The 25,754-nt window shown below is 31.0% G+C and carries 22 protein-coding genes; 15 read left to right on the forward strand and 7 right to left on the reverse strand.

What is annotated here, in order from left to right; translation table 11 throughout:
* Positions 1-38 precede the first annotated feature (38 nt).
* Positions 39-2,381, reverse strand: a complete 2,343-nt coding sequence (gene porW, locus ETU10_RS01610; protein ID WP_146309468.1) for a type IX secretion system periplasmic lipoprotein PorW/SprE — start codon at positions 2,379-2,381, stop codon at positions 39-41.
* A 118-nt stretch (positions 2,382-2,499) separates the two neighbouring features.
* On the opposite strand from porW, the gene ETU10_RS01615 reads away from it, so the two are divergent.
* From ETU10_RS01615 to ETU10_RS01645, 7 genes are all read left to right on the forward strand, one after another.
* Positions 2,500-3,264, forward strand: a complete 765-nt coding sequence (locus ETU10_RS01615) for a Kdo domain containing protein (RefSeq protein WP_146309469.1) — start codon at positions 2,500-2,502, stop codon at positions 3,262-3,264.
* A 328-nt stretch (positions 3,265-3,592) separates the two neighbouring features.
* The gene (locus ETU10_RS01620) at positions 3,593-5,776 is read left to right on the forward strand and encodes a type VI secretion system Vgr family protein (RefSeq protein ID WP_146309470.1); all 2,184 of its coding nucleotides are present in this window, start codon (positions 3,593-3,595) and stop codon (positions 5,774-5,776) included.
* Between the two features lie 5 nt (positions 5,777-5,781).
* Positions 5,782-6,855, forward strand: coding sequence for a LysM peptidoglycan-binding domain-containing protein (locus ETU10_RS01625; RefSeq protein ID WP_146309471.1), 1,074 nt, complete (start codon positions 5,782-5,784; stop codon positions 6,853-6,855).
* A complete protein-coding gene (locus ETU10_RS01630) occupies positions 6,852-7,433 on the forward strand; it encodes a hypothetical protein (RefSeq protein WP_146309472.1) in 582 nt (193 codons plus the stop codon). The genes ETU10_RS01625 and ETU10_RS01630 overlap by 4 nt, the downstream gene beginning before the upstream one ends.
* Positions 7,434-7,535: 102 nt before the next feature.
* Entirely contained in the window at positions 7,536-8,114 is a 579-nt protein-coding gene (locus tag ETU10_RS01635; protein ID WP_146309473.1) for a DUF3119 family protein, read from the forward strand.
* 9 nt (positions 8,115-8,123) lie between these two features.
* The gene (locus ETU10_RS01640) at positions 8,124-8,702 is read left to right on the forward strand and encodes a hypothetical protein (RefSeq protein WP_146309474.1); all 579 of its coding nucleotides are present in this window, start codon (positions 8,124-8,126) and stop codon (positions 8,700-8,702) included.
* Positions 8,703-9,335: 633 nt separating this feature from the next.
* A complete protein-coding gene (locus ETU10_RS01645; RefSeq protein WP_146309475.1) occupies positions 9,336-10,658 on the forward strand; it encodes a hypothetical protein in 1,323 nt (440 codons plus the stop codon).
* Positions 10,659-11,029: 371 nt separating this feature from the next.
* Here ETU10_RS01645 and ETU10_RS01650 read toward each other — a convergent pair whose 3' ends face one another.
* Together ETU10_RS01650 and ETU10_RS01655 are read right to left on the reverse strand one after the other, a co-directional pair.
* Positions 11,030-12,007: a polyphosphate kinase 2 family protein gene (locus ETU10_RS01650; protein ID WP_146309476.1), complete on the reverse strand. Its 978-nt coding sequence runs from the start codon at positions 12,005-12,007 to the stop codon at positions 11,030-11,032.
* Between the two features lie 225 nt (positions 12,008-12,232).
* Positions 12,233-13,216 (reverse strand): hypothetical protein, encoded by a 984-nt coding sequence (locus ETU10_RS01655; RefSeq protein ID WP_146309477.1) that lies wholly within the window; start codon positions 13,214-13,216, stop codon positions 12,233-12,235.
* 164 nt (positions 13,217-13,380) lie between these two features.
* On the opposite strand from ETU10_RS01655, the gene ETU10_RS01660 reads away from it, so the two are divergent.
* Together ETU10_RS01660 and lon are read left to right on the forward strand one after the other, a co-directional pair.
* Positions 13,381-13,734, forward strand: a complete 354-nt coding sequence (locus ETU10_RS01660; RefSeq protein WP_146261435.1) for a T9SS type A sorting domain-containing protein — start codon at positions 13,381-13,383, stop codon at positions 13,732-13,734.
* A gap of 187 nt (positions 13,735-13,921) precedes the next feature.
* Positions 13,922-16,333, forward strand: a complete 2,412-nt coding sequence (gene lon / locus ETU10_RS01665; RefSeq protein ID WP_146291534.1) for an endopeptidase La — start codon at positions 13,922-13,924, stop codon at positions 16,331-16,333.
* Positions 16,334-16,528: 195 nt separating this feature from the next.
* Here lon and ETU10_RS01670 read toward each other — a convergent pair whose 3' ends face one another.
* Complete coding sequence (locus ETU10_RS01670; protein WP_146309478.1) at positions 16,529-17,185, reverse strand: ComF family protein; 657 nt, start codon at positions 17,183-17,185, stop codon at positions 16,529-16,531.
* A 48-nt stretch (positions 17,186-17,233) separates the two neighbouring features.
* On the opposite strand from ETU10_RS01670, the gene ETU10_RS01675 reads away from it, so the two are divergent.
* On the forward strand, positions 17,234-17,677 hold the full coding sequence (locus ETU10_RS01675; protein WP_146291538.1) for a 6-pyruvoyl trahydropterin synthase family protein: 444 nt from the start codon (positions 17,234-17,236) through the stop codon (positions 17,675-17,677).
* Positions 17,656-18,447, forward strand: a complete 792-nt coding sequence (locus tag ETU10_RS01680; RefSeq protein ID WP_146309479.1) for a UDP-2,3-diacylglucosamine diphosphatase — start codon at positions 17,656-17,658, stop codon at positions 18,445-18,447. Before ETU10_RS01675 ends, ETU10_RS01680 begins: the two co-directional genes overlap by 22 nt.
* Before the next feature lie 5 nt (positions 18,448-18,452).
* Here ETU10_RS01680 and ETU10_RS01685 read toward each other — a convergent pair whose 3' ends face one another.
* Positions 18,453-18,878: an HU domain-containing protein gene (locus ETU10_RS01685; RefSeq protein ID WP_146309480.1), complete on the reverse strand. Its 426-nt coding sequence runs from the start codon at positions 18,876-18,878 to the stop codon at positions 18,453-18,455.
* A 154-nt stretch (positions 18,879-19,032) separates the two neighbouring features.
* Here ETU10_RS01685 and ETU10_RS01690 point away from each other — a divergent pair, with 154 nt between their 5' ends.
* A complete protein-coding gene (locus ETU10_RS01690; protein WP_146309481.1) occupies positions 19,033-20,829 on the forward strand; it encodes a MutS-related protein in 1,797 nt (598 codons plus the stop codon).
* A 151-nt stretch (positions 20,830-20,980) separates the two neighbouring features.
* Here ETU10_RS01690 and ETU10_RS01695 read toward each other — a convergent pair whose 3' ends face one another.
* Together ETU10_RS01695 and mdh are read right to left on the reverse strand one after the other, a co-directional pair.
* Entirely contained in the window at positions 20,981-21,172 is a 192-nt protein-coding gene (locus ETU10_RS01695) for a hypothetical protein (RefSeq protein ID WP_146261442.1), read from the reverse strand.
* A gap of 452 nt (positions 21,173-21,624) precedes the next feature.
* On the reverse strand, positions 21,625-22,563 hold the full coding sequence (gene mdh / locus ETU10_RS01700) for a malate dehydrogenase (RefSeq protein WP_146309482.1): 939 nt from the start codon (positions 22,561-22,563) through the stop codon (positions 21,625-21,627).
* A gap of 162 nt (positions 22,564-22,725) precedes the next feature.
* Here mdh and ETU10_RS01705 point away from each other — a divergent pair, with 162 nt between their 5' ends.
* From ETU10_RS01705 to ETU10_RS01715, 3 genes are read left to right on the forward strand one after another with little or no spacing between them, the layout of a single operon-like run.
* On the forward strand, positions 22,726-23,442 hold the full coding sequence (locus ETU10_RS01705) for a glycosyltransferase (protein WP_146309483.1): 717 nt from the start codon (positions 22,726-22,728) through the stop codon (positions 23,440-23,442).
* Positions 23,439-24,107 (forward strand): lipid-A-disaccharide synthase N-terminal domain-containing protein, encoded by a 669-nt coding sequence (locus ETU10_RS01710; protein ID WP_146261445.1) that lies wholly within the window; start codon positions 23,439-23,441, stop codon positions 24,105-24,107. The genes ETU10_RS01705 and ETU10_RS01710 overlap by 4 nt, the downstream gene beginning before the upstream one ends.
* A complete protein-coding gene (locus tag ETU10_RS01715; RefSeq protein ID WP_146309484.1) occupies positions 24,097-25,731 on the forward strand; it encodes an ArnT family glycosyltransferase in 1,635 nt (544 codons plus the stop codon). The genes ETU10_RS01710 and ETU10_RS01715 overlap by 11 nt, the downstream gene beginning before the upstream one ends.
* Positions 25,732-25,754 lie beyond the last annotated feature (23 nt).

Here is a 25,754-nt window from a genome sequence, read left to right on the forward strand (position 1 = left end):
TACAGCTTTATTTTAAAAGTTGAAAGTTTGACTAACCCCTAGGGTACAGAGGGAGGAATTTTTTCAGTTTTTGGTTTCTGTGATTGTTTTGCTTTTTCTTCTAGTTCTTTTTTAGTAAAGTAATTCAGTAATTCTTTCGCTTTTTTCCCTTCTTCTTTCCCTTCAAAAGCTATGGAAATTCTTTCTAAACTTTCTAAAAAAGCTTGTTTATTTCCCAATTTGGCATCGCTAAATGCAGCTAGTAAGGAAAATTTACCAATCATAACGTCAGACGGAAACTTTTGTAAAGCTTCATTTGCCAATGCTTTTACTTCCTTGTATTTGCCTTCTTCGTATTTTTTGTAAACTTCTTCGTAAAAAGCAGTAGCCTCTGTAGAATTTAATTTGAAAATGTCTATTGAAGGGTTTAAAATGCTTTCTGCATACTTAGTATTTGGAAATTCGGCAATCACTCGGTCGGAATATCTACTTGCCAATTGTGGATTCTTTTCTTTATTGATACGGTAAAGGTTATACAAAGCCTTCACTTTCACTTCATCCTCCTTAGGAGGGGTGGAAACTAAATGATCCAAGGCAAACACCGCAGAAGATACATCATTAAATCTATCGTAGTACATCAACCCTAAAGACAACTCTGCTGTGTCTCTTTGTTGTTTTAAAGCCTCTAAATCTTCTTTGTTTTTGGGTAACTTTTCTAGGTAATAGTCGATTTCAAATCTTCGGGAGTTTTTAGCATCTTTTTTTCCTAGCAATTGTTCTTTCACCTCATCTAAATTCACTGAAGATTTTCTATACATTCTCCAATTGTCCATCAAGGATCTGTCCCCCCAATTTTTTTTAAAATCAGAGATTCCGTTTTGCTTTAAACTATTATTATAAAAATACCACTTATTCCCTGTCGTTGGAGTAGCTGTTACCACTTGGGTAGTTCCCGCTCCCATAAATTCAGTTTCAAAAACCGTAGTATTTTCACTCTCTAATTCCTTTTCCAAAGCGATTCGGTTTTTTTCTTCCTCTTCTTTTAAACGGTCAATGTGTTTTTGAAAGTAATTTCTTTGCTCATCCGGATTCATATTTGCTACAGATAGTATGCTATCGTTTTTCTTTATCAAATAATACTTTTGAATTACCTCTTTTAAAGTTTTATTTTTCACCATTAATTTTCGTTTCATCTCCGGATCCATAATCTTTGCAACGGCACTGTCGTAATAAGCCCCTGCATATACATAGTCGGGTTTTGAAAAATATAAATCTCCCAAAGAGCGATATACCAACCCCCGTATTTGTGGATCACTTTCTTTTTCTTTTAAAGACTGAATATAAAATTCCTTAGCTTCCTCGTCTCGCTTTTGTTTATGGGCAGCAACCGCCATGGCATAGTACAGCTCGTTTTTTCTAGATTGGTACAATCCCTGGCGGGTTAGTTTTTTTAAAAACTTTATTCTTTGCTGGTAATCTGTTGAATCCCCTTTCAATAAACCGGACAAAGCGATCTGTGATTTGATTTCTAATTCAGGAGAAGGTTTTTTCTTGTAAGCCATCTGATAATAGTTGATAGCATCTTCCTCCTTGTTTAATTTTTCTGATAGTTGCCCTTGTATAAAACTATATCTTCCTCTTGGATATTTTCCTTTATTGTACTTTTTCGCTGTTTCTAAGGAGGTAATGGCTTCCGGGTAACGTTCCTGATTAAGCAAGTACTGTGCGTAGGAATTATACAAAAGCTTTCGGTCTTGCTTTTTAAGCTTCTCTTTTAACAATTGTGTATATACCTCGTCTGCCTCAAAGGTATTTCCTGCTTGTTCTTGGGTTAAGGCTAAATATATTTTTGCTTCTTTTTCTTGTCTATTTTTCACTAAGGAACCATTCATAATATTTAAATAATTCAAAGCTTCAAAAGGTTCCTGTTTATAATAATAGGCTCTTGCCAGTAATAAATAAGCCTCTCCCAACATGGAATTGTATTCTTTTCCTTTAATAAGCATAGAATGATTTTCAATGGCATTTTTCCCCTTTTCTATTACTCGGTTTAGTCCTTGGGTTTTGGGGCTTTCTGTAGTATTGTTACTACCTACTCCTAAAATAGAATTAAAGTTTGAGAGTGTATTGTTTTGTTTGGGAGTAGAATACATCGTCATTTCTTCTTCCAAAGAACTTTCTTCAAAAGGATCTATGGGTTCTACTTTTATAATTTCTGAAAAATTATCTCTGTAAGCTTCTCTTTTAGACTTTAAATTTTCTTCCAAAGTAACATTCCCATTAAAAATGGTGTTGTACCAAGAGGTTATTCTATGATAGGTACGGCTCGTTACTCCTGTTTTTTTGGTAGAACATGAAGTTACTACCGAAGCCATGAAAAGCAAGCAAAAAATTTTTTTCATTTCTATTTAAACTAAAACAAAACTACTTAAAAAAACGAAAATATTCTATATTTGTTGCACATATCCACCAAGGTATTGCTTATCCTTCATATAAGCATATCTTAACTTAAAGATAGCCATGCAGAAATTTATTGTATCCCCAAAATATAAGAACTTCCAAAAAAATTTTAAACAAATGGTGGAAAATTTTGATTCTTATTCGGAGATTTTGGGAAATCCAGAAAGAAATGTGATTAAAAAAATTCCATTTCAGGAGGGATATATCGCTATCAAAAGTTTTAAAAAACCACACTGGGTAAATAAAATTGCGTATAAATACCTGCGAAAATCTAAGGCTAGACGTTCTTACGAACACGGATTGCAATTATTGCAATTAGGAATTTTAAATCCTGAGCCTATGGCTTATATTGAAAATTCTGATTTCTTTGGAATCACTTCCAGCTACTACATTTGCCAATACACTCCTTACGATTTTACGATCCGTGAAATCTACGATCAACCCGATGCTTTTTTAGCCGTACAAGCCTACGCTAGATTTTCTGCTTATGTACATAGCAAAGGGGTATACATCAAGGACAACACCCCGGGGAATACTCTTGTTCAAAGAAATAACCAAGAATATAATATGTACTTGGTGGATTTAAACCGTATGGAATTTCATGAGAATTTATCTTTTGAAGTAAAGATGAAAAGCCTATCCAACAATATTAAAGAACAACCTTTTTTAGATATTTTTATGGAAGAATATTCCAAAGTATCCGGCTATCCTTTGTCTGAAGTTCGTGAAAGGATGTTCCATTACCAGCAAATATTCAATCGTAAAATTGAGTCTAAAGCTCGTTTAAAAAAGAGATTAAAGAAACTGATGGGAAAAAAAATATAAATCCTTCTTCAACTTATTTTTTCTGAAATTCATTCTTATATAAAGAGGTTTAGGCCATTAAATTCTCTCTTATGGTTAAAATGCACTTTTTTTCTAATAAGGATATTGAACCGTAACGAATTCCCTTTCTTTAGAATATATCCCTGATCACTAGTTCATAACTATATAAGTATTGAATAACATTTAGAATGCCGATATTACCTTACTAATTTTAATTCCCTTGTTCTTACTTTTGAAAGAATGGTTTAATTTTTATTTTTAAATCTTTCTTATTTTTTATTACATTTATTTATAATTCATCTTAAATATTTAATTAAAAAATATAATAATGAGCATACTTGACCCCAATTTAAACAAAGGTGCCAATTTATCTAAACCTAACCTTTCTTCCAAAAATATAGTTGAAAGCGCCGCAGATTTAAGTGGACTCAACAATAAATTATCTAATTTAGAAGATCAACTTGCCGATAAACTCACCGCTCCTGCGCAAGAAACCATAGATAAAGCTAAAAAAGCCACAGAAACAGCAAAAGAAATCGCCCATCAAGCCCAAGAAATAAAAAAAATCATTCCAGGAGATTTAACCAGCCTGCCCAACGGACTCATTACTCCGGAGCAGTTTGCTGAGTTTAAAGGAGTAAATTCACTGATAGCCACTTACGGCGGAGACCCCGAAACCAACCTAGCTAATTCCCATATTGTTTACAGCAAAATAACCATAGGTGGAGAACGCGTACTTGCCGACAGCCACTTTGTGGTTGAAATTGAACAAAAGGCTACCGAGCATGATACCTTTACCATTAAATGCTCTGCCGAAGCCATTGACGGCCCCAATGCCTATCCCTTAGAAAAAGCTCGCAGTTTTCTTGGTAAAAGAACTACTATACAATTTATCCAGTACGGAGCTCCTGCACAAGTATACACGGGCATAATTACTCATATAAAAAACAAACGAGAGAACGGAGAATCCCAACTCATCCTTACCGGAAAATCCCCTACTATATTGCTGGAAAATGGATTGGACAGCCAAAGCTTTGAAAACGCAGACCTGGAAAACATCATACGAAAAGCCACGGCTGAATACCCTCAAGACCTAGTCCAATGGAAGATCCAACCTCTACAGAAAGAAAAAATACCTTACACCGTACAATACCGAGAATCCGACTGGAACTTTATCAAACGCTTAGCCACTCGCTACGGAGAATGGCTGTACTACGACGGGCAACAAATCGTCTTCGGTCCTTACGCGGGAAAAACCTGGGAGCTTGTAGAAGAGCAAGACGTTTACGACTGTAGCCTGAAAATGGAACTAGTCCCCCAAAAATTCAACTATATCTCCTACGACCCTAAACAAGCCCAAGCGCATAACGTAGACTCAGAATCAGTTTCCCTTAGCAGACGTCTGGTTAACCCTTTCCAACAATACGCCATACAAGCCTCAGAAACCATCTATTCCAAAGTACCTACCTCCTTGTATAACCACAGCCTGATGGAAGGAGGCGAATACGAACTTAAACAAGCCGTAAAAAGACAAAAACAAAAAAGACAAAATGTCTTTTTTATGGAAGCCAAAACCAATAATCCTAACCTAAAAGTTGGGGACAATGTAAAACTTAAAGCTTGGATGCCGGGACATCCTATCTTTAAAAATGGAGAAGTTCCTTTAGAAACCTACCGCATTATAGAAATCTATCACTTCCAAGACGTAACCGAGGCTTATTACAACCAAATCGTAGCTATCCCCAAAGACAACGAAGTTCCTCCTTATATGGATGAAGATGCTTTCCCTGAATGTGAAGAACATTCGGCTACTGTTATCGACAACAACGACCCTGAGGGCATGAGTCGTATACGAGTGCAGTTTCCTTGGCAAAAAGCCTTTGGAGGACAAAGCCCTTGGATCCGATCCATCACCCCCTATGCAGGAGAGGGCAAAGGGATGCATGTAATACCCGAAATCGGCGAAGAAGTGATTGTAAGCTTTGAAAATGGCAATGCAGAAAAGCCGGTAAGCTTAGGAGCTATGTTTAACGGAAAAGGAAAATCCGGACACGGGGGTGCCGGGAATTTTATCAAAGGTTTACAAACTGCTAGCGGGAATAAATTATTAATGAACGATCAGGCAGGTTCAGTATTATTAGAAGATCATGGACAAACCAGTATGAATTTTGATGGGGCCGGAAATTCTTCCTTAGGTACTTCTGCCAGCCATACGATTACGGTAGGGGCTACCAAAGAATCTCCGGATGGGCAGGCGAAATTTTCCATGACTAACACAGGAGAAATAACTTTAAACGGAACCAAGAGTTTAAAAATAAATGTAGGTGCTAGTACTTTTGAAATGTTCTCAGATGGCACTATTCATATAAATGGTAATAAAATAACAGCCACGGGGGTAGAAACCAAAGTCATAGGATCTGAATTAACTGAAGTAGGAAAACCAGGGGCAGATCCAGGAATTAAAATTGATAAAAATGTAAATATCCAAGGGGAAGAAGTTGATATAAATTAGATACAATGAGCGAAGAATATAAACTTCATTGGGTAGAAGGCGAGGAAAAGCTTTCTGCTATTGCCCAAAAATACAATATAAGCATTGAGGAATTAAAGAAAACCAATCCTGAAATGCGAACTTTCTACAGCGGTTTCTTTGGAGGAGCAGAATATGCTTCGGCGATGCAAAAAATAAGGATTCCCGTTGTAGAGGAAATAGTTATAAAACCTACAGTACCTACAATGCCATCCTACCATTTTGAACCTCTGGTTAGGTATAGGTGCGAACAGCTAAACATTTCAAGAATAAAACAAGAAATTATAACCTTTTCTGCCCATATAAATACAGAATATCTTTTTTCTGCAGACAAAGAAGACAAAAAAATTTTACAAATTCTTCTTGAAGATTATCAGCTATCCGTAGAACCCATCCATTTTAAAGGAGCTTTTGAATTTGCAAAGAAAATTGAAGAGCTAAAGAAAAAAATTTCTTTTTCCCAGAACAATAAAGGAGAAATAAGAGAAATCTTAAACTTAGGGGAATTAAGACAAGAATGGGACAACTTTAAAAATAAGGTTTTGCCTACTGAAGCTCTTTATCAAAGTTTAAAAGAACAAACCCCGAAACAGGCACAAGATGTAATAGATACGGGAAATAAAGAATTTTCATCCTCCCAGCTTTTAGGTAGCACATTAGGGAAAAATTTATTTTTCCATATTTTACTCCGTGCCAATGTAGGAGATGAATTGAAGGATTATACTCTTAAACAGTTTTCTCAGCTCTTTCCTAATTTAGAACTTACTATCCCTGTTGTAAAATCTAAAGTAAAAGAAGATAATTTTACAACTACCTACCGTTTGGTAGGTACCTTGGATCGTACCCATATATTGGAAGAAGAACTGGAAAAAATGTACAACGAATGGTACAAACCTCTTATTAAATATAGTTACACGGAGTTTTCTTATGTATACCGAATCACTTATACTATTGAAAATAAAAATAACCTTTTGCTAGAGGCAAAAGTGGCTTTATGTGAAAAAATAAAAAATAATTTTGAAGCTATGACTGAATTTACAATTAAACAGGTAGAATTATGAAAAAAGTAATTATAAAAGCGGTAAAATTAAAAGTTGTTTTTCTTTGGCTTATACTAATTCTCCCGATAACCTATGGTATATATATTATAGCTGGATGGTTGAAACAAACGGTAAATCAAACCTATTTTATAATTTTTTCTTTAACTACATTTTTAATTCTCGCTTATTCATTGTTAAGAAAACAAATGATAGAAGTTACTTTTTCTTTTAAAGATAAGGAAATTGAAATTATAGAAGAAAAAATGATCACAAAAAATAAGAGAACATATAGCATCTATTACCCTACCATAAAAAATTATAATTTATATCATTTAATTTTAAAAAAAATGGGATATATAGTAAGAATAGAAGCTGATAAAAATTATTTATACGTTGTCGATTGGATTAGTTGGAATAAAGATCATATAATAAAACAAGATGATTATTTAAAGCTAACTAATAATTTTAATAAGAAAAATATTAATAGAGGTAAAATATTAATAGATTATTTTATATTATTTTTATTTTATGTGCCTTTAATTATTATATTTTTATCTGTAATTGTAGTAGTTATTTCTTTATATCTGTATAATAAATAATTAAATTTTATCTTAAATTATTATTATTTTTATTATTTACACCACTTTAAGGCTAATAAAGCTTAAAATTTTGATTAATATTTATAATTAAAAACAGATATTTTGAACAAAAAAATACAATTAAGAACTATAAACAGCAAAGTGTTTTTTATCGGTTTCATATTTGTAGCTATGGTTTTTGGGATATTTTCATATTTAATATCTGAATATATTCATAATACCACATATATAACTGGTGCTGTAATAGGTTTATGTTATTTGGTGGGTGGTATTTATGCTATTATCGTAGAGAAAAGCACAAAACTAATAACCTTTGAATTTACTGAAAATTCTTTAAATATTTATAAAGAAGATAAGCAAAAGCTATCTTTCCCCTATTCCAATATAAAAAATTACAACTTATATTATGTAAGCTTAAAAAAAAGAGAGTATTTAATTAGATTTCAAGCAGATAAGAATTATTTCTATTGGGTTTGTCCTAAAAATTTCTTTAAGAAACAGACCACTGATGATGATGATCATATAAAAATATACAAATTTTTGAATCTTACACCTTTAAATAAAAAGAAAAATTTTTGGGATAAGATAATATTACTTTGGAAACCTTTATTTTGGAGTTTACTGATATCATCACTTTTATGCTTATTAACTTTTTTTATTTGGCTTATTTTATTTCTTTAAAAATTTAACATGATGAACAAAAAAATACAATTGCGTGTACTTGATAATAAGGTATATTTAATATCTATACCTATAATTTTTTTAGCTATTATTCTAATGGCTAAATTAGCTGAAAATATCCAAAATACATCTAATCAAACCATGTTCATTATATGTTTTGGATCTATAATTACTGGGACTGGTTATTTTTGGATAAAAAGAACGGCAAAACTATTTACCTTCACTTTTTCCTCGGACTCGTTAATTATAAATAGTGAAGAAGATAAAGTTTACTATATCCCTTACAATCAAATAAAGAATTATAATATTTACTATTTGGTTATAAAGAAAATGGGATTTATGATAAGAATCAAATCTAATAAAAATCATTATTATTGGATATGTCCTAAAAATTTTGATAATAGACAAAATTCAGATGATCAAGACTTTATCAAGATATATAAATATTTTAATATGTTACTTCTCAATAAAAAAGAAACTTATCAAGATACATTTTTTAAAATTTTAGGCTATTTCCCTTGGATCATTGCCATCCTTTCGATTTTAATACTTCTCGGCATTTTTATCTGGTTAATTTTCTTTCTTTAAAAATTTAATATGATGAACAAAAAAATACAATTAAGAACTATAAATTTTAAAGTATTTATTATATCTATAGTATTGTTAGTTTTTTTACTTATACTAGTGATAAATATCTCCAGCAGATTCAATTATGATCGAATATATTTTATTATATTTTCACTTATTGCCATAGTGGGATCTCTAATTGCACTTGAACAGAAATCAACTAAGTATTTTAATTTAATTTTTAAAAAAAATCAATTATTAATTGAAGGTAAAGAAAACAAAATTATTTTATATTCAGAAATTTTAAATTTTAATCTGTTTTCCCTATTTCCTAAGAAAAAGTTAGGTTTTGTACTGCGTATAAATCTTAAAAAAGATAATTTTTATTTTTGGATTACTACAAATAATAAAACTATGAAATGGAGTGGGGATGATTACTCTAACATTGCACTTCTTAAAAATTCCTTCATACAAAAAGTTACAAAAAAACAAATATTCTTAGATTATATTATTTATAGTATAGCTTTAATTCCTTTTCTACTAATATTATCTGCTTTTTTGTTTGTCCTTATAATTTTATTTTCATTATTAACGGGAAATACAGGTTGGTTTCAATATTTAGAATTTACAAATAAATACTTAAATTATTAGAATATGGGCACTTCTTATTTATCCAAAGATGAGGTTTTTGCGGTTTGCACTTACCAACTAGGGGCTGATCCTAAAAAATTCTCGCATTCGCGTGATAAACCCAGTGTTTTTCACGGTAAAAGCAGTGGAGAAAAAGTCCTTTTAACCATTCAAGATCGAAATTTAAATGAGGCTTTTACCTGTAAATCTCCGTGGAATATTGCAGCTTCTATTTTAGCTTTTGGTGCAGGAATAATTGTTGGAGCTTTAGTATTTTCCAATCCTGTAGGTTGGATAATAGGGGGAGCTTTATTATGTGCATACGGTGTATCAAAGATTATAGAAGCATCTAACCATAAATGCACAGATCCTTTAGGGGGTGGAAAATGGTTTTTGGTACACGGAAGCGTACGTTTTAACGGCTATACGGCTGTTACCCGTTCTTCCATTTTAAAATGTGGAAACGGTGGGGTTCTAACCCCTTTCTTTAGCGAAGCCACTGCTAAAAAAGCCGCAGAAGCTATTGCTTCCAACAACCGCTGGGAACTGGGGTTGAATACCGCAGCCTCCTTTGGTGCCGGGTTTTTCTTTCCCTCAGCCTTTGCCTCCGTAGGCTCTGCAACCACCCTGGGTGGGAAAGTTATGGCAGGAAGTATGATTACAGGGAAATTTGCAGCCGGTTTTGTTGCCTTTAGTGCTATTTTTTATGCAGAAAGAGCAGGTATAAGAACATGGAATGAAAACATTGGCGATTTAAAAGACAATGCTACCTACGATGCCATGAACAATTACAAAGAAACCCAAGTAGTGAACGGAAAAGAACAGGAGACAAATATCGATAAAAATACTTTTTGGCCCTCCGTTGAAAAACCGGACGATGTAACACAAGATATTTCGGACATAGCTAAGGTGGGCGTAGATGCAAACGGAAAATACAACATTATTTATTTAGAAAATTTAATTCAAGGAACCAAAAATTTACCTCACACCTTCAAAGACGCTGAACTAAACAGAAAATTGGCTAAGCTCAAAGGAAAGTCCAGACCGGTGTTGAATAGAGACCCGGAAGCACAAAAATTATTGGAAGAACTGAATAATGGCAAATATTCCAAACAAGTAAGTGACATGGAAAATTATAATCCACGAAGAATAAATCCTACTATGGTAAAAGATGGAGCAGAAGCAACCAAAGCTCGTTTAACAACAACTGCCCAAGGAGTTTTATTTGTAATGCCCTTTATTTCCACGCTATTTTCCGAAGCCTCTCGTTCTGATTTGGCAAGAGCAGCCGCAAAAGATTTAAAAGTTGCCGGAACCCATATTGTTGCCAATACGCCCATTGATTAATTCTTTTAATCATTGAAATATTTATATGAAATACAAAAATATAACTACACTTTTCATTTCATGAAATAGTAAAAGTATGGATAAAGTAAATACAGCCAATATAACTTGGTATCTATAAGGGAGAAAATAAAATTTAGATCAACTAAATACTAGTTGGAAACTATTGGTTATTCATTCGTAATCTTCGATGAAAGAATTTAAAAATTTAGGAGTGGGTTTATGAAATGCATGAACAATCAATAATAGACAGATTTGCTTTTTTTGCTAAAATTTGTACACAATACAGGTTGTTTTCTACTACCAAAAACTCAGCCTAAGTTTACAAACTTAGGCTGTTCCCGTTTCTTTAAATTGGTAGAAAGAAGAAAAGGTTAATTCTTCTTCTTGGCTTTCTTTTTATCCTTTTTCATATCTTTTGAAGCAGTCTTAACCTTGGTTTTGTCGTCCTTTTTATCTTCTTTCTTCTTTTCTTCCTCTTGGAGTAAAAGCTTTGCTTTTTCTAAATTCTCTTTATCTTCCTGGGTTAAAGTAGGATATTGTACGTTTAATTCTCTCATTTTATCGCAAATAATCTGGCTAACCACATACCTCATAAACCATTTATTATCCGCCGGAATTACATACCAAGGAGCTACCTCTGTGGAAGTTTCGGTTAAAAGGTCTGAATACACTTTCATATAATCGTCCCAGTAAGCCCTTTCTTTTAAATCGGAAATTGAAAATTTCCAATTTTTGGTTTCATCTTCTAAACGAGACAGAAATCTATTTTTTTGTTCGTCTTTAGAAACGTTAAGGAAAAATTTAAGAATAAGCGTTCCATTATCCACCAAATAATTTTCAAAATCGTTGATGTGTTTATAACGACGGTTCCAAAAATCTTCGTTCACATCTTCCAGAGATTGTATATGTGGCAATTTACTTCCCAATAAAATAGAAGGATGAACCTTAGTAATTAATACATCTTCGTAGTGCGAGCGATTAAAAATACCCATCCTACCCTTTTCAGGAATGGCTTTATGAATTCTCCAAAGAAAATCATGATCCAATTCCTCTTGCGATGGTTGTTTAAAGGAAAATACCTGGCAACCTTGCGGGTTAATCCCCGACATAACGTGCTTAATGGTACCGTCTTTACCGGCAGCATCCATGGCTTGAAAAATTAAAAGCACAGAATGCTGGTCTTGCGCATACAAACGATCTTGCAATTTTCTCATCTCAAGAATATTATTCTGCAATAAAGTTTCCGCTTCTTCTTTGGTTATATCTGCTGTATAATTAGAACTAAAATCTGCAACCTTATGTTTCTCTTTGGGTTTAGCTAAAAATTTATTTAATACTTTTTTTTCCATCCTTTCAATACAATTATAAGTGTTATACATACTAAAAGACAAACCCAAAAAATGGAAACCTTTATCGTTTTAACTTTAACAACCTAAAACCAAAGGATCATTTTATTGAGAAGGTTAGTTGTATTTTATCTAAATATAATAAAAATTTGTTTTTAGATAAAACTATATATATTTAAGCCTTAGTTTATAGCTCTAATTTTTAGAGCTAAATTACTTTTGCGAGACCTATTTTTTTAATTTATAAAAAATTCCGGCATTGAGGTAAAAATTCATGTCTTGGTACAAGTCAGCAAAATTTCTGCTGGAATTGGTTTCACGAAAAACTCCTTTGTAAGGTTGAGAAATTCCACCCTGTATTTGAAACCCAAAATTCTCATTCAAATTTTGTTCGTATTTTACATCCAATTTAACCTCTACTTTATTAAAAACATACACCTGCTTAAACCCTTTTTGGTCTGGATAAATAAAGGAAGCAGAAGGATCTAACCAAAAACCGGCAGAAAACCTACTCCTTTCATTAATCATCCGCCTTAAATACAAAGATTTAGGCAGAACAGCATCTATATACCAAGGACCGTCCTTTATTTTATGTTGATAAATAAGGGTAGGCATTAGGGGTAACAAGCGAGAATGTGAAGTGGTAAAATAAGCCCCTAAGGCAAAATAAGTTTTATCACTTTTATAAAGCGGAAGGGTCGCCGTAAAACTAGCAATTGTTCTTTCATAACCTTGATTGGAACCATCCACCAACAAATTGGCATTTAAAACCACTAATTTATTCATGATTTTTGCATAATAAATTCCAGTTAGGTTTCCTGAAAAATAATGCGTTTCTTCTTTAGAATTAAGATTGAAAAATGATGGATTTGTTTTATCATTTTCAACCTCTGTAAAATGGTAAGTTTGGTACTTATAAGAACCTCCTGCTAATATTTCAAATTTTCCTGGTTTTTTGTACACAGGCACCAAAAAATTTACCCTCATTTTCTCCTCATGCAACTTCCCCGTTTCTATTTTAGAACCTTCTTGTTTTATTCTATAATCTGAAGAAGTACTAGGACTATAAGTAATATCTACAAATTTGGTATAAGGAAAATCCTTAAATATGGATTCTGACCTAACATTACCAAAAGTATTTTGACCTTTAACACAATTTATTGTTGAACAATAAAAACTCAGAATAATTAGTAGTTTTGAAGTATATTTCATTAAATTTTAAAGAAAAATTATTTTTATCAAGATTTTTTAAAAAATCCTGCAAATATACTGAAAATATTAGGTTCTATAAACAATAAAAATTAACTTTTTATAAACGATAAAAATTAAAAATTATTTTATTAATTTTGCTAAGTGTTATTTTATCTCTTTATTGCATGAAAAAAAATTTATTTTTTACTTTACTATATAGTCTTTTGTTAATCTCTTTACCTGCACAAGCAGAAACTATTGAGAATGACACCCCTGTTATTGAACAGCAGTCTAGCACCAAGTCAAAATTATACCCTAATCCTGCTCGCGATTACATTCAAATTAAAAATTCTTCTAGCTTACCAATTAAAAATATATCCATCCTTTCCATGGTGGGCAGTTCTATGCTTAATAAAGATCTGGGAAACCAGCTGGAAGAACAACCCATAAACGTTTCTAGATTGCCTAGTGGTAGATACTTTGTTAAAATTTCTTACCATAATGGAAGTCAAGAAATTTTAAATTTAATTAAGATATAATTGTTTCATTTATCGCCTACATCCCCCCTCTTTCCTTTGGCATATTAATTGAATTTTACTATCTGCTAAGCTGGTCAACTGTTATCTATTCTGCTTGTTTTCAAGCAATTAACAATATAGCTTAGTACTCACATGGTCTTCTTATTAAAAATAGAAGAAAATTTGTCCTATAATTTAAAAAAAAAACATGATTAATTTAGACATATTGTCACTTAACCAAGCCATACAAGGTGAAAATGAGATTATACCTCTACTCACCCAAGACGAGGAAGATAAAATGATGAATGAGGAGTTTCCAACCGTATTGCCTTTACTAACGGTTAGGAATGTAGTTTTGTTTCCTGGGGTTGTAGTTCCTATCACTGCAGGTAGAAGTAAATCTAAATCCTTATTGCTTGAAGCACAGAAAAAAGATAAAATCATTGCTGTAATTACACAAAAGGATACTAATATTGATGAACCCGGAATAAACGATTTGTATAAAGTAGGTACCATTGGAAAAATTATTAAACTACTTAAAATGCCTGACGGCAGTTCCATGGCTATTTTACAAGGGATGCGTAAGTTTTCATTAAATTCAATTGTTCAAGAAGAACCTTATTTTAAAGCAGAAATTTCTCTTTTAAATGATAAGAAAGTAAGCCAAAAAAATTCAGAACATTTTAATGTTCTTGTTGAAAGCTTAAGAGAAACTGCCATAAAAACAATTCATGAAAATCCGGCTATTCCTTCTGAGGCTTCTTTTGCTTTAAAAAATATTGAAGGTACAACTCTTCTGATTAATTTTATTGCTTCAAATTTAAATTTGTCTGTAAAAGAGAAACAAGAATTATTGGAGATCAATAACCTAGAATCCAGAGCCTCAGAAACTTTAAAACACTTAAATCTTGAATTGCAAAAAATTACTTTAAAAAATTCCATACAGGATAAAGTTAATTCAGATTTAAATAAACAGCAAAGAGACTATTTCTTACAACAACAAATAAAAACCATACAGGAGGAATTAGGGGGCGTTTCCCATGAAGAGGAAGCAGAAGAAATGAGAAAAAAAGCTTCCAAAAAGAAATGGAGCAAAGAAGTCAATGAACATTTTGAAAAAGAATTGAACCGTTTAGTTCGAATGAATCCTCAAACCCCTGATTATGGAGTACAAAGAAATTATTTAGAACTAATGCTAGAGCTTCCATGGGAGCACTTTTCCAAGGATAACTTTGACATTGTACACGCAGAAAAGATTTTAAATCGAGATCATTTTGGATTGACGGATGTAAAGGAGAGAATTTTAGAATATTTAGCGGTTTTAAAACTAAAAGGAGATATGAAATCTCCAATCATTTGCCTTTATGGACCTCCGGGTGTTGGTAAAACATCTTTGGGAAAATCAGTAGCCTCTGCGCTGGGTCGTAAATATATACGTATTGCTTTGGGGGGATTGCATGACGAATCTGAAATACGTGGGCATAGAAAAACCTATATAGGAGCAATGCCGGGTAGAATTATTCAGTCCATCAAGAAAGCAGGAACTTCTAATCCTGTTATTGTTCTTGACGAAATTGATAAAATTGGTACAAGCGGACATGGAGACCCCTCCTCTTCTCTTCTAGAAGTTTTAGATCCGGAACAAAACAATAAGTTTCATGACAATTTCTTAGATATTGATTATGATTTATCAAAAGTTCTATTTATTGCTACCGCTAATAATTTAGCAACTATACAACCGGCTTTATTAGATCGAATGGAAATTATTGATCTATCCGGATATACCATTGAAGAAAAAATTGAAATTTCTGCAAAATATTTATTGCCTAAGCAAATTTCTGAACATGGATTAGCTAAAAAAGATCTAACCATTGGAAAAAAAGAGCTGGAGTTTATTATTCAAGCCTATACTAGAGAATCTGGGGTAAGAAACTTAGAAAGAAAAATTGCAAAAATTGTTCGACATATTGCATTATTAATTACTAGAGAAACTGAGTATACCAAAAAAATTAATAAGGCTAAGATTGAAGAAATATTAGGGCCTCCTATGATGCCAGAAGAATCTGAAGAAAACAAAGTTCCTGGTGTGGTAACCGGGTTAGCATGGACACAAGTAGGGGGAGATATTCTTTTTATTGAAAGTATATTATCCAAAGGCAAAGGAACTCTTAGCATGACCGGAAATCTGGGTAATGTTATGAAAGAATCAGCCACAATTGCCTTAGAATATATAAAAGCCCATAGCAAAGATTTAGGCATTGATACTGACATTATCGAAAATAATAACGTACATATTCACGTTCCTGAAGGAGCTACCCCAAAAGATGGACCTTCGGCTGGAATTGCCATGCTAACCTCTTTAGTCTCCTCATTTACACATAAAAAAGTAAAATCCAAATGGGCCATGACCGGTGAAATTACTTTAAGGGGGAAAGTTCTGCCTGTAGGAGGAATTAAAGAAAAAATTCTAGCAGCAAAACGCGCCGGTATCACCGATGTTATTCTTTGTAAAGAGAATAGAAAAGATGTTGAAAAGATAAATCCGGAATATATAAAAGGATTGAATGTACATTATGTAAGTGAAATGTCTGAAGTTTTAAACTTAGCTTTAGAAGTTTAAAATTTACAAAGGTTTAATTAACTTACAAAAGATTCAAATTCTTAAACGAATTTGAATCTTTTTTTATCTATAAATCAATTTTCACTTGTGAATTTATAACACTTTTTATGAGTTTCTAAAATATACATATCAATCTTTAAACATTCCTAAAATTTTATTTAGAATTTAAGCACTTGAAATCCCTCTACGCTATGGCTAAGGTAAAAACACTAACTTTTGATTGGGGATTTTTAATAGTTCTTCTGCACATGAAACAATCGTAGAACCTGTAGTAAAAACATCATCAACAATTAAATAATGAGAGGAGTTATTGTTTATACGTGTAAAAGTATTTTTCATTTTTGCTATTCTATCAAACTTGTTCAGCGTTGTCTGCGATTTTTTATGTAAGGTTCTTTCCAATGTTGAATTGTTATACTCACAATTTAAAAGATGAGCCAATCTTTGAGCACACGGCACCACTTGATTATAACCTCTTAGTTTTAATCTTTTACGGTGTATGGGTACTGGAACCACAGATTTAATATCTTTAAGAAATGTTTGATTTTTGTTATTTTCAAACCATAGATCAGCCATCCATGCTCCAAGTTCTGGATAATTTTTATACTTTAGAAAATGAATTAGTTTTTGTGTTAAATTATCTTTATCAAAAAACAGTAATGCGCTTGCCGATTCTATATTTACTAAAGAATTAATTTTCTCGTACATGCAGTTTTCAGAATCTAACCGCCAATGTGTATAAGGCATCCTTCCCAGACATTTTTCACATAAATATTTTTGATGTGTAGGGATAATTAACCCACAACCAAAACATCTTAGAGGAAATAGGCTAGATAAGAACGTTTGCCACATTGTATTTTTATTTTACCTTTGCTTAAAGGTAATTAAAAATAAAACAAAGTGATTCGTTTAACTAAAATTTTTACGTTTGAAACTGCTCATGCCTTATGGGGCTATGATGGAAAATGTAAAAATATTCATGGACATTCCTACAAACTCTATGTTACTATTAAAGGAAATCCTCTGGAGGATTTAAATCATAAAAAAAATGGAATGGTAATGGATTTTGGTGATTTAAAGTCTATAATCAAAAAATTAATTATAGATCCTTTAGACCATGCAATATTGTTGAATGTAAACTCAAAACACAAAGAGTTGGGAGAAAAACTTCTTTTGGAAGGTCATAAAGTTGTTTTTACCCCCTATCAACCTACTTGTGAAAATATGTTATTGGACTTTGCCTCCAAAATAAGTTCTCAACTTCCTGAGCCTATTGTTTTAGCAAAACTAAAATTATTTGAAACTGAAACTTCCTACGGAGAATGGATATTGGAAGATCAATAAATATTGAATTACTGGAAGGTAAAAAGGTTTATTTTGCTTCTGATCAGCATTTTGGAGCTCCTAATGAATATTCTTCTAAAAAAAGAGAGAAAATATTTATTGAATTTTTAAATAAAATTAGTAACGATGCACAAGTTCTTTTTTTGTTAGGGGATTTATTTGATTTTTGGCATGAATATAAAACGGTAGTTCCTAAAGGATTTATTAGGGTTTTGGGCAAGTTGGCAGAACTTTCTGATCGTGGAATTCAAATTTATTTTTTTACAGGTAATCATGATTTATGGATGAATGATTACTTACAGGAAGAACTTCAAGTAATTTTATTTACAAAAGAACAAGAATTTATTATAAACGGAAAAAGCTTCTTTGTTGCTCATGGTGACGGTTTAGGACCTGGAGACCTAGGGTATAAACGGATGAAAAAATTGTTTACAAATCCTATTGCTAGATTTTTATTTCAGTGGTTACACCCAGACATAGGAGTTGCATTGGGGAATTATCTATCTAGAAAAAATAAATTAATTAGCGGAGCTGAAGATATTAAATTTTTAGGAGAGGATAATGAATGGCTAATTCTGTTTTCTAAAGAAAAATTAAAAGAAAAATTTTATAACTATTTTATTTTTGGACATAGGCATTTACCTATGAACTTATCTCTAAGCTCAACCATGGAAAGTCGATATGTTAATTTGGGGGATTGGATTGTTTATTTTACCTATGCGGTCTTTGATGGACAGAATTTAGAATTATTAAACTATAAAGAATCTTAACAATTCTAAGCTTTAATATCTTTTAACGAAACATACAATTCAGGCAAACCATAATTTCTATAATTAAAAATACAATCTTTGCTTACTTCATAAGTAATTCTTTCTTTATCAAGTGTAAAAGACCCTAAACCTTTTAACGTTAGGGAATTGTTATTTTTTAAAGTATTTTTCCATTTCGCTATCTCTTCCAACATGATTTTCTCTGCTTCATCCTGGTTTATATTTAAATAAGCCTGTAATTCTTTCACTAAATAGATATCATTGAGCTTATGAGGCTGTTCAAAAGCAACATATTTTTGGGGAGGTAATACTTTTCCAGTACTATGATCCTCTGTAACTGAAGAAAAATTTAGACTAAATTTCCCAAAGGTTGGCACAACAACTTCTTTATTTTTATCTAATAAAGATAAAATACAAGTAATTATTTCCATAAATAGATGATACATTTTTTACAAATATCGTAAAAAACTTTTCAACTTGTTTTATATCTAAAAATTTAAGTAATAACCTATAATTAAAATTTTATATAATATCAATTATTTTAATATTTATATAAACTTTTAAAAAAGTTTGTACATTTATTACATGAGTATTGAACAACCGTATAATGAAATCATAAATAAAGAAAAGGAAAACATTCATTCACTACAAAAGAAAATTTTAATTGTAGCCTGTTTACGCATGAGCTGTATTCTCTTAGGAATTATTTTTTGTTATAGATTCTGGGAGAATACCTATTTAACTTTCACATTATTCTTATTTTTTTTAATAAGTTTCATCTTATTACTAAAAGTTCATGAGAAACTTTTTTATAAGAAGAAATACTCTTTAGCCTTAATTCATCTGGCTGAAAATGAATTAAAAGGTTTAAATAATAATTTTTCTTCATTTGATGGGGCCCCAGAAGAAATTAATCCTGAACATAGCTTCAGTTTTGATCTTGATATATTTGGAGATCAATCCCTATTTCAATCTATAAATAGAACCATAGGTTCATTAGGTAAAAATATTTTAATTGAATACTTTGTTACGCCCTCTACGAATACGGATGAAATCATAAATCGTCAAAAAGCTATTCAGGAACTTAAAAATAAACCTAAGTTAATGAATCACTTTAGGGTATCGGGAACTATTGATAAAAAGGAAGATATTTGCATTGAAAAATTTTCTAAATCTTTTAAACCTAACCAAATTTATTTTTATAAAAATAAACTCTGGAGCTTATTCATATATCTAGTCCCAATTACATATCTCATAGGTTTAATTTTAGCATTAACAGGTATCATTTCATCTTATTGGATAGGTTTACTATGGATCATAACTTTTACCATAAGCACTTTACAAATAAAAAAAGTTAATAAAATTCTTAATATTTTTGATAAAAAAACGGATGTTCTTTCTTCTTACTCTTACCTATTTAAGGTTATTGAAGATGAAAATTTTTCTAGTGAATTATTAAAAACTAATCAAAACCTACTACTAGGTCATAAAGAAAGAGCATCTAGAATTATTTATAAACTCTCTAGGTATTGTTCCAACCTAAACATGGGTTTGGCTTACCCAATCGTTTTATTTTTCAATCCTGTTTTTCTTTGGAATGTTCGTTATGCTTATTTAATAGAAAAGTGGTTAACTAACTATCATTCATCTATTTTTCCTTGGATGCAAGCCCTTGGAAGATTTGATGCTTTTGTTTCCCTAGGAACCTTCTCTTATAATCATCCTGAATATATTATCCCTAACCCCACCAATGAACAATTTATATTGGAAGGAAAAGAAATTGGGCACCCTTTACTATCTAGAAATACTTGTGTTAAAAATAATATTACCATAAATAAGAAATCTTTTTTTATGGTTATAACTGGAGCAAATATGGCTGGGAAAAGTACCTATCTTCGAACAATTGGAACCAATTATTTACTTGCGTGTTTAGGTGCGCCTGTTTATGCAGAGGATTTCCTTTTTACCCCAAGTAATTTAGTAACCAATTTAAGAACCTCTGATTCCTTGGTTAATAATGAATCTTATTTTTTTTCAGAATTGAAACGATTAAAAATGATTATCGATCGTTTAAAATCTGGAGAACATTTATTTATTATTCTTGATGAAATATTAAAAGGAACAAATTCTGAAGATAAACAAAAAGGATCAATTGCTTTAATTCAACAATTGATCCATCTAAAATCCAACGGAATGATTGCCACTCATGATCTTGAATTAGGAAAATTAGAGGTTCAATACCCCTCCCATATTGAAAACTATTGTTTTGAATCCCATATTATTGATAATAAACTTAGTTTTTCCTATAAAATGCAAAGAGGAATAGCTGAGAATATGAATGCAACTTTTTTAATGAAACAAATGGGAATTACAGGATTATAGTCTAAATTTTACAATCTATCAAATCCTTGAATCCTGCAATTAAATTTGTTTATTTTATATATCTGTGTATGTAATAAATTAAAGAATAAAAAAACTTATATAATTCCTATTTTACTATTACAAACCATAATTAATGTAGTATTTACAATACTTAATTTTCATTTTCTTGGAATTTCTTTATTAACTTTTCACGATTATCTATAATCAATTTTAAAACTTCAAGAACATCTTTTTTTTCTCTTGAAAACCTTATTCTTACATTTTCTGGTGTAATTTTAAGCATCTTTGAAGCTAGAATATAATCTCCAATTTCCATTTTTTGTTTTAACTCCTTTAAATTCATGACTATATTAAATTCAATAAATAATTACAAATATATAAACCTATTGTTTATTTAAAAAGTATTTTATAAACATTTTTTGTATGTATTTATAATGTTACAACATCAAATCATACAACCACTACACTATTATATGATAAATAATTGCATAATACATGGAAAATACAATAAATAAAAAGTATAATATAATGAAACATTCCATTAAAAAATTTCAATTGTTTTTTAATATTAGTCAAGACAGTTCAAAGAATTTATTGAAATAATACCGAGTTAAAATGACTGGAAAAATAAATGAAATAATTTATGATCAAAAGGTTAGGCAAATCCTATATTAATGTGATAGATGGTAGAATTATACGCTTAATATATACGCTTAATATTTAACAATATCAACTATTAAAAACGCAATAAATATTCAAATCTATTTGTAACAAATAGATTTGAATAAAATAGTTTTATAAAACATTCATGTCGAATAATACTTGATTCATATTTCTTACGGCTTGAGCAGAGGCTTTAAACTTTTCTTTTTCAATCTCATTTAAATCTAATTCTATAATTTTTTCAACACCATTTTTACCCAACACTACTGGAACTCCAATACAAATATCAGATTCACCGTATTCTCCATCTAAATAAACAGAACATGGAATTATCTTTTTCTCATCTCTAATAATAGATTCCACAACAGCCATACCTGCCGCTCCTGGTGCATACCAAGCAGAGGTTCCTAATAATTTAGTTAACGTTGCTCCTCCTACCATAGTATCTTCCGCTACCTTTTGCAATTGATCCGCCGATAATAACTTAGAAAAGTTAATTCCTTGGCAAGTGGCCAATCTAGTTAATGGAATCATAGTTGTATCTCCGTGACCTCCAATCACAGTTGCTTGAATATCATTTTGAGATACTCCTGATGCTAAAGATAAATAAGTTTTAAACCTAGAAGAATCTAAAGCTCCACCCATTCCAATAATTCTATTCTTATTTAACCCTAAAGATTTCAATGCTAAATATGTCATTGTATCCATAGGATTAGAAATTATTACTAGAATTGCATCCGGAGAATATTTCAATATATTAGACGCTACATCTTTAACTATACCAGCATTCGTACCTATTAAGTCTTCTCTAGTCATTCCTGGTTTTCTTGGAATACCTGATGTAATTACAGCCACGTTAGTTCCTGCAGTTTTAGAATAATCGTTTGTACTTCCAATAATTGATGTATCAAAACCCAAAATTGAAGTCGTCTGAGTAAGATCTAGCGCCTTACCCTCAGCTACTCCTTCCTTAATATCAACGATTACTAATTCATCAACTATTTCCTTTCTGGCTATATTATCAGCGCATGTTGCACCAACAGCTCCAGCTCCTACTACGGTTACTTTCATACTTTACTATTTATATATTAATGTTTTAATTTTCAATTACTTTCAAAAGTAATTTATATTACTCATTAAAAAAATATAATATATCAGTTTTTAACATTTTTTTGTAAGCAAAGAATTAGTTATTTTTTAATAAATTTGAAAATTATTTTTATCCAGATTTCAATGGAATATGAATTAACGGTCATTATACCGGTATACAATGAGGAAGAAAACCTTTTACGAGTTAAAGAAGAAATGGAACGCTTTATTAAAAGCGCAAAAAAAAAGTCTAAAGTTCTATTTGTCAATGATGGATCAAAGGATAATAGTCTAAATATTATTAAAAAAATTTGTCAAAATAATACCGATTTCTCATATATTTCATTCGATAAAAACTATGGTTTAAGTCCTGCAATTAAAGCAGGGTTTGATCATGTACAAACCCCTTGGGTAGGTTATATAGACGCCGACCTACAAACATCCCCCATGGATTTTAATTTACTCTTACCTTACGCAGATGATTACCAACTTATAACAGGAGTAAGAGCGAATCGAAAAGATTCTATAACTAAAAATCTATCTTCTAAAATAGCTAATGGAATTCGTCGCACATTCACTCATGACGGAATGGATGATACAGGATGCCCTTTAAAAATTTTACAAACTGAATATGCTAAGAGAATCCCTATGTTTAAAGGTTTGCATCGTTTTCTTCCTGCCATGATTTTGCTACAAAATGGAAAAATAATCCAAACCCCTATTGAACATTTTGAAAGAGTGGCTGGAAAATCTAAGTTTCATTTTTGGAACCGATTAATAGGTCCCTTTAGTGATTGCTTTGCATATTTATGGATGAAAAAAAAATATATTAATTATAAAGTAGAAGAAAAGAAAATATGACTTTTACTCTACTAGATATATCTTCTACCCCTCATAATCTTATTTATTATTTAACATTAGGTCTTGGTTTTACTGCTCAAATACTTTTTTCCAGCCGTATGATTATTCAATGGATTTCCGCAGAAAAAAACAAAAAGGTAACTTCAGATCTAATTTTTTGGCAAGTGAGCTTAGTTGCCTCTTTTTTTTTATTTATCTACGGATACCTACGTCATGATTTTTCAATCATGCTCGGACAATTGATTACCTACTATATATACATTAGAAACATACAGCTCCATAACGCATGGAAAAAATACCCTGTTGTTTTCCGATTTTTTATTTATTTTTTCCCTATACTATCAATAAGCTTAGGTTTATGGAATGGCACTATTGATATATTTAAATTATTCAGCAAAGAAATAATGCCGTTATGGCTATTAATTGCAGGAACAGTCGGACAACTTTTATTTACTATGAGATTTATCTACCAATGGTTGTATTCTGAAAAGCTCAAAAAATCTGAACTACCCATGGGTTTTTGGATACTAAGCTTAGCCGGATCTTTAATAATATTTATCTATTCAATTATAAGAAGAGACCCCGTGTTATTTGCTGGACATTGTATGGGAATAATTGTGTATACAAGAAATATAATTATTTTAACAAAAAATAATGAAATCTAATAAAGCTACATATACCTTAATCTTTATTGTATCAGCTATCATTCTTTTAGCAAATCTAAGTATTATCCCCATAAACATCATGGAAGCTCGTAATTTTATTACAGCCCGTGAAATGGTTGAAGATGGAAACTGGTTATTAACCACAATGAATGGTATGCCCAGATACGAGAAGCCTCCACTTCCCACTTGGATTACAGCAGCATTTGGTTTTGTTTTAGATTTTGAAACTACCACTTTCCTTCGGTTACCATCTGCCATAATTACCATGATTATGGTGTTTTATATTTATAAATTCTCTTTAAAATTAAATTTATCGAAAAAATCTAGTTTAAATAATGCACTTATACTAATAACATCCTTTTATATATATTTTGCAGGCAGGGATAATCAATGGGATATATATTGTCATAGTTTTATGATTGTATCCATTTATTATTTATGGAATCTTTTGCAATCAGATTCAAAGCCTTTAAAGAATACTTTACTAGGTGGAATTTTTTTAGCTTTTTCAATCCTAAGCAAAGGTCCCATTTCCTTGTATGCATTATTGCTACCTTTTATAATTGCTTATGGATTTACCTATAAATTCAATTTAAGAAATAAACAAGTCAATAAATCCATATTGATTTACATAATTATTGGTGTAATTATAGGAAGTTCATGGTCTATATATATACATTTTAAAGACCCTGAACCCTTAGCTGCAATGACGAAAATAGAAACATCCAGATGGATTAGTGATTACAACTCAAAACCCTTTTACTATTATTGGGACTTTTTTCTACAATCAGGAATTTGGAGTATTTTTAGTTTAATTAGCCTTCAATACTTTTATTTAAAAAATAAAGTTTCTGATAAAAAAGCTTATACATTTACACTTCTATGGACTGTATCTTCTTTAATTTTATTAAGTATTATTCCTGAAAAAAAAGTACGATACCTATTACCTACTTTAATACCTCTAGCCCTAAATACCGGATTTTTTATAGAATATCTGATTAATGGAAAGAAAAATAAAAAAGATAGAATTTTAGGAATGTTTAATTTTATATTATTAGGTATCGTTGGGGTATTGTATCCCCTAGTTCTATTTTTAGGATTTTACGAAAAAATTTCTTCCCAACTCAACTGGGCAATCATCTCATCTCTATTCATGTTCTTTACTGGATGCTTAATAATTTATTTTTCACTAAAAAAAAATTTCAAGCAAGGATTTTATACTTTAATTGCTTATCAATGCATAATTATGGTATTTGTATTCCCATTAGCAAAAAGCTTTACACACAACACCAATTTTAAATCTGCTAAAGATTTAAGAACTCTTATAAAAACTAATATAGAATTGTATTCTTATAAATATATGACCCCAGAAATTGTGTGGGATTACGGTAAAAAAATACCGACAATTACAGATGATGGTTTAAAAGAAATGTTACCACACATGAAAGACAAACACATAGGTTTAATTTGTATACCCCAAGAAATAAAACATTTACAAAAAGAGTATGGAAACAAATTTAACGTAAAGAAAGTTTCTTATATTGACCTAAATATAGTTTCGCCTGACAATGAAAACTATAATGACAGACTTTACAAAACTTTTGTTATAATGTACCAAAAATAAAATCTTGTTTTGTTTTGCTTTTA

This window comes from Apibacter muscae, assembly GCF_007845595.1.
Taxonomy (GTDB): domain Bacteria; phylum Bacteroidota; class Bacteroidia; order Flavobacteriales; family Weeksellaceae; genus Apibacter; species Apibacter muscae.

Coding starts and splice junctions, on each gene's coding strand:
- porW (WP_146309468.1), bottom strand. CDS start 2,381: ATGAAAAAAATTTTTTGCTTGCTTTTCATGGCTTCGGTAGTAACTTCA.
- ETU10_RS01615 (WP_146309469.1), top strand. CDS start 2,500: ATGCAGAAATTTATTGTATCCCCAAAATATAAGAACTTCCAAAAAAAT.
- ETU10_RS01620 (WP_146309470.1), top strand. CDS start 3,593: ATGAGCATACTTGACCCCAATTTAAACAAAGGTGCCAATTTATCTAAA.
- ETU10_RS01625 (WP_146309471.1), top strand. CDS start 5,782: ATGAGCGAAGAATATAAACTTCATTGGGTAGAAGGCGAGGAAAAGCTT.
- ETU10_RS01630 (WP_146309472.1), top strand. CDS start 6,852: ATGAAAAAAGTAATTATAAAAGCGGTAAAATTAAAAGTTGTTTTTCTT.
- ETU10_RS01640 (WP_146309474.1), top strand. CDS start 8,124: ATGATGAACAAAAAAATACAATTGCGTGTACTTGATAATAAGGTATAT.
- ETU10_RS01645 (WP_146309475.1), top strand. CDS start 9,336: ATGGGCACTTCTTATTTATCCAAAGATGAGGTTTTTGCGGTTTGCACT.
- ETU10_RS01650 (WP_146309476.1), bottom strand. CDS start 12,007: ATGGAAAAAAAAGTATTAAATAAATTTTTAGCTAAACCCAAAGAGAAA.
- ETU10_RS01655 (WP_146309477.1), bottom strand. CDS start 13,216: ATGAAATATACTTCAAAACTACTAATTATTCTGAGTTTTTATTGTTCA.
- ETU10_RS01660 (WP_146261435.1), top strand. CDS start 13,381: ATGAAAAAAAATTTATTTTTTACTTTACTATATAGTCTTTTGTTAATC.
- lon (WP_146291534.1), top strand. CDS start 13,922: ATGATTAATTTAGACATATTGTCACTTAACCAAGCCATACAAGGTGAA.
- ETU10_RS01670 (WP_146309478.1), bottom strand. CDS start 17,185: ATGTGGCAAACGTTCTTATCTAGCCTATTTCCTCTAAGATGTTTTGGT.
- ETU10_RS01680 (WP_146309479.1), top strand. CDS start 17,656: ATGGATATTGGAAGATCAATAAATATTGAATTACTGGAAGGTAAAAAG.
- ETU10_RS01685 (WP_146309480.1), bottom strand. CDS start 18,878: ATGGAAATAATTACTTGTATTTTATCTTTATTAGATAAAAATAAAGAA.
- ETU10_RS01690 (WP_146309481.1), top strand. CDS start 19,033: ATGAGTATTGAACAACCGTATAATGAAATCATAAATAAAGAAAAGGAA.
- ETU10_RS01695 (WP_146261442.1), bottom strand. CDS start 21,172: ATGAATTTAAAGGAGTTAAAACAAAAAATGGAAATTGGAGATTATATT.
- mdh (WP_146309482.1), bottom strand. CDS start 22,563: ATGAAAGTAACCGTAGTAGGAGCTGGAGCTGTTGGTGCAACATGCGCT.
- ETU10_RS01705 (WP_146309483.1), top strand. CDS start 22,726: ATGGAATATGAATTAACGGTCATTATACCGGTATACAATGAGGAAGAA.
- ETU10_RS01710 (WP_146261445.1), top strand. CDS start 23,439: ATGACTTTTACTCTACTAGATATATCTTCTACCCCTCATAATCTTATT.
- ETU10_RS01715 (WP_146309484.1), top strand. CDS start 24,097: ATGAAATCTAATAAAGCTACATATACCTTAATCTTTATTGTATCAGCT.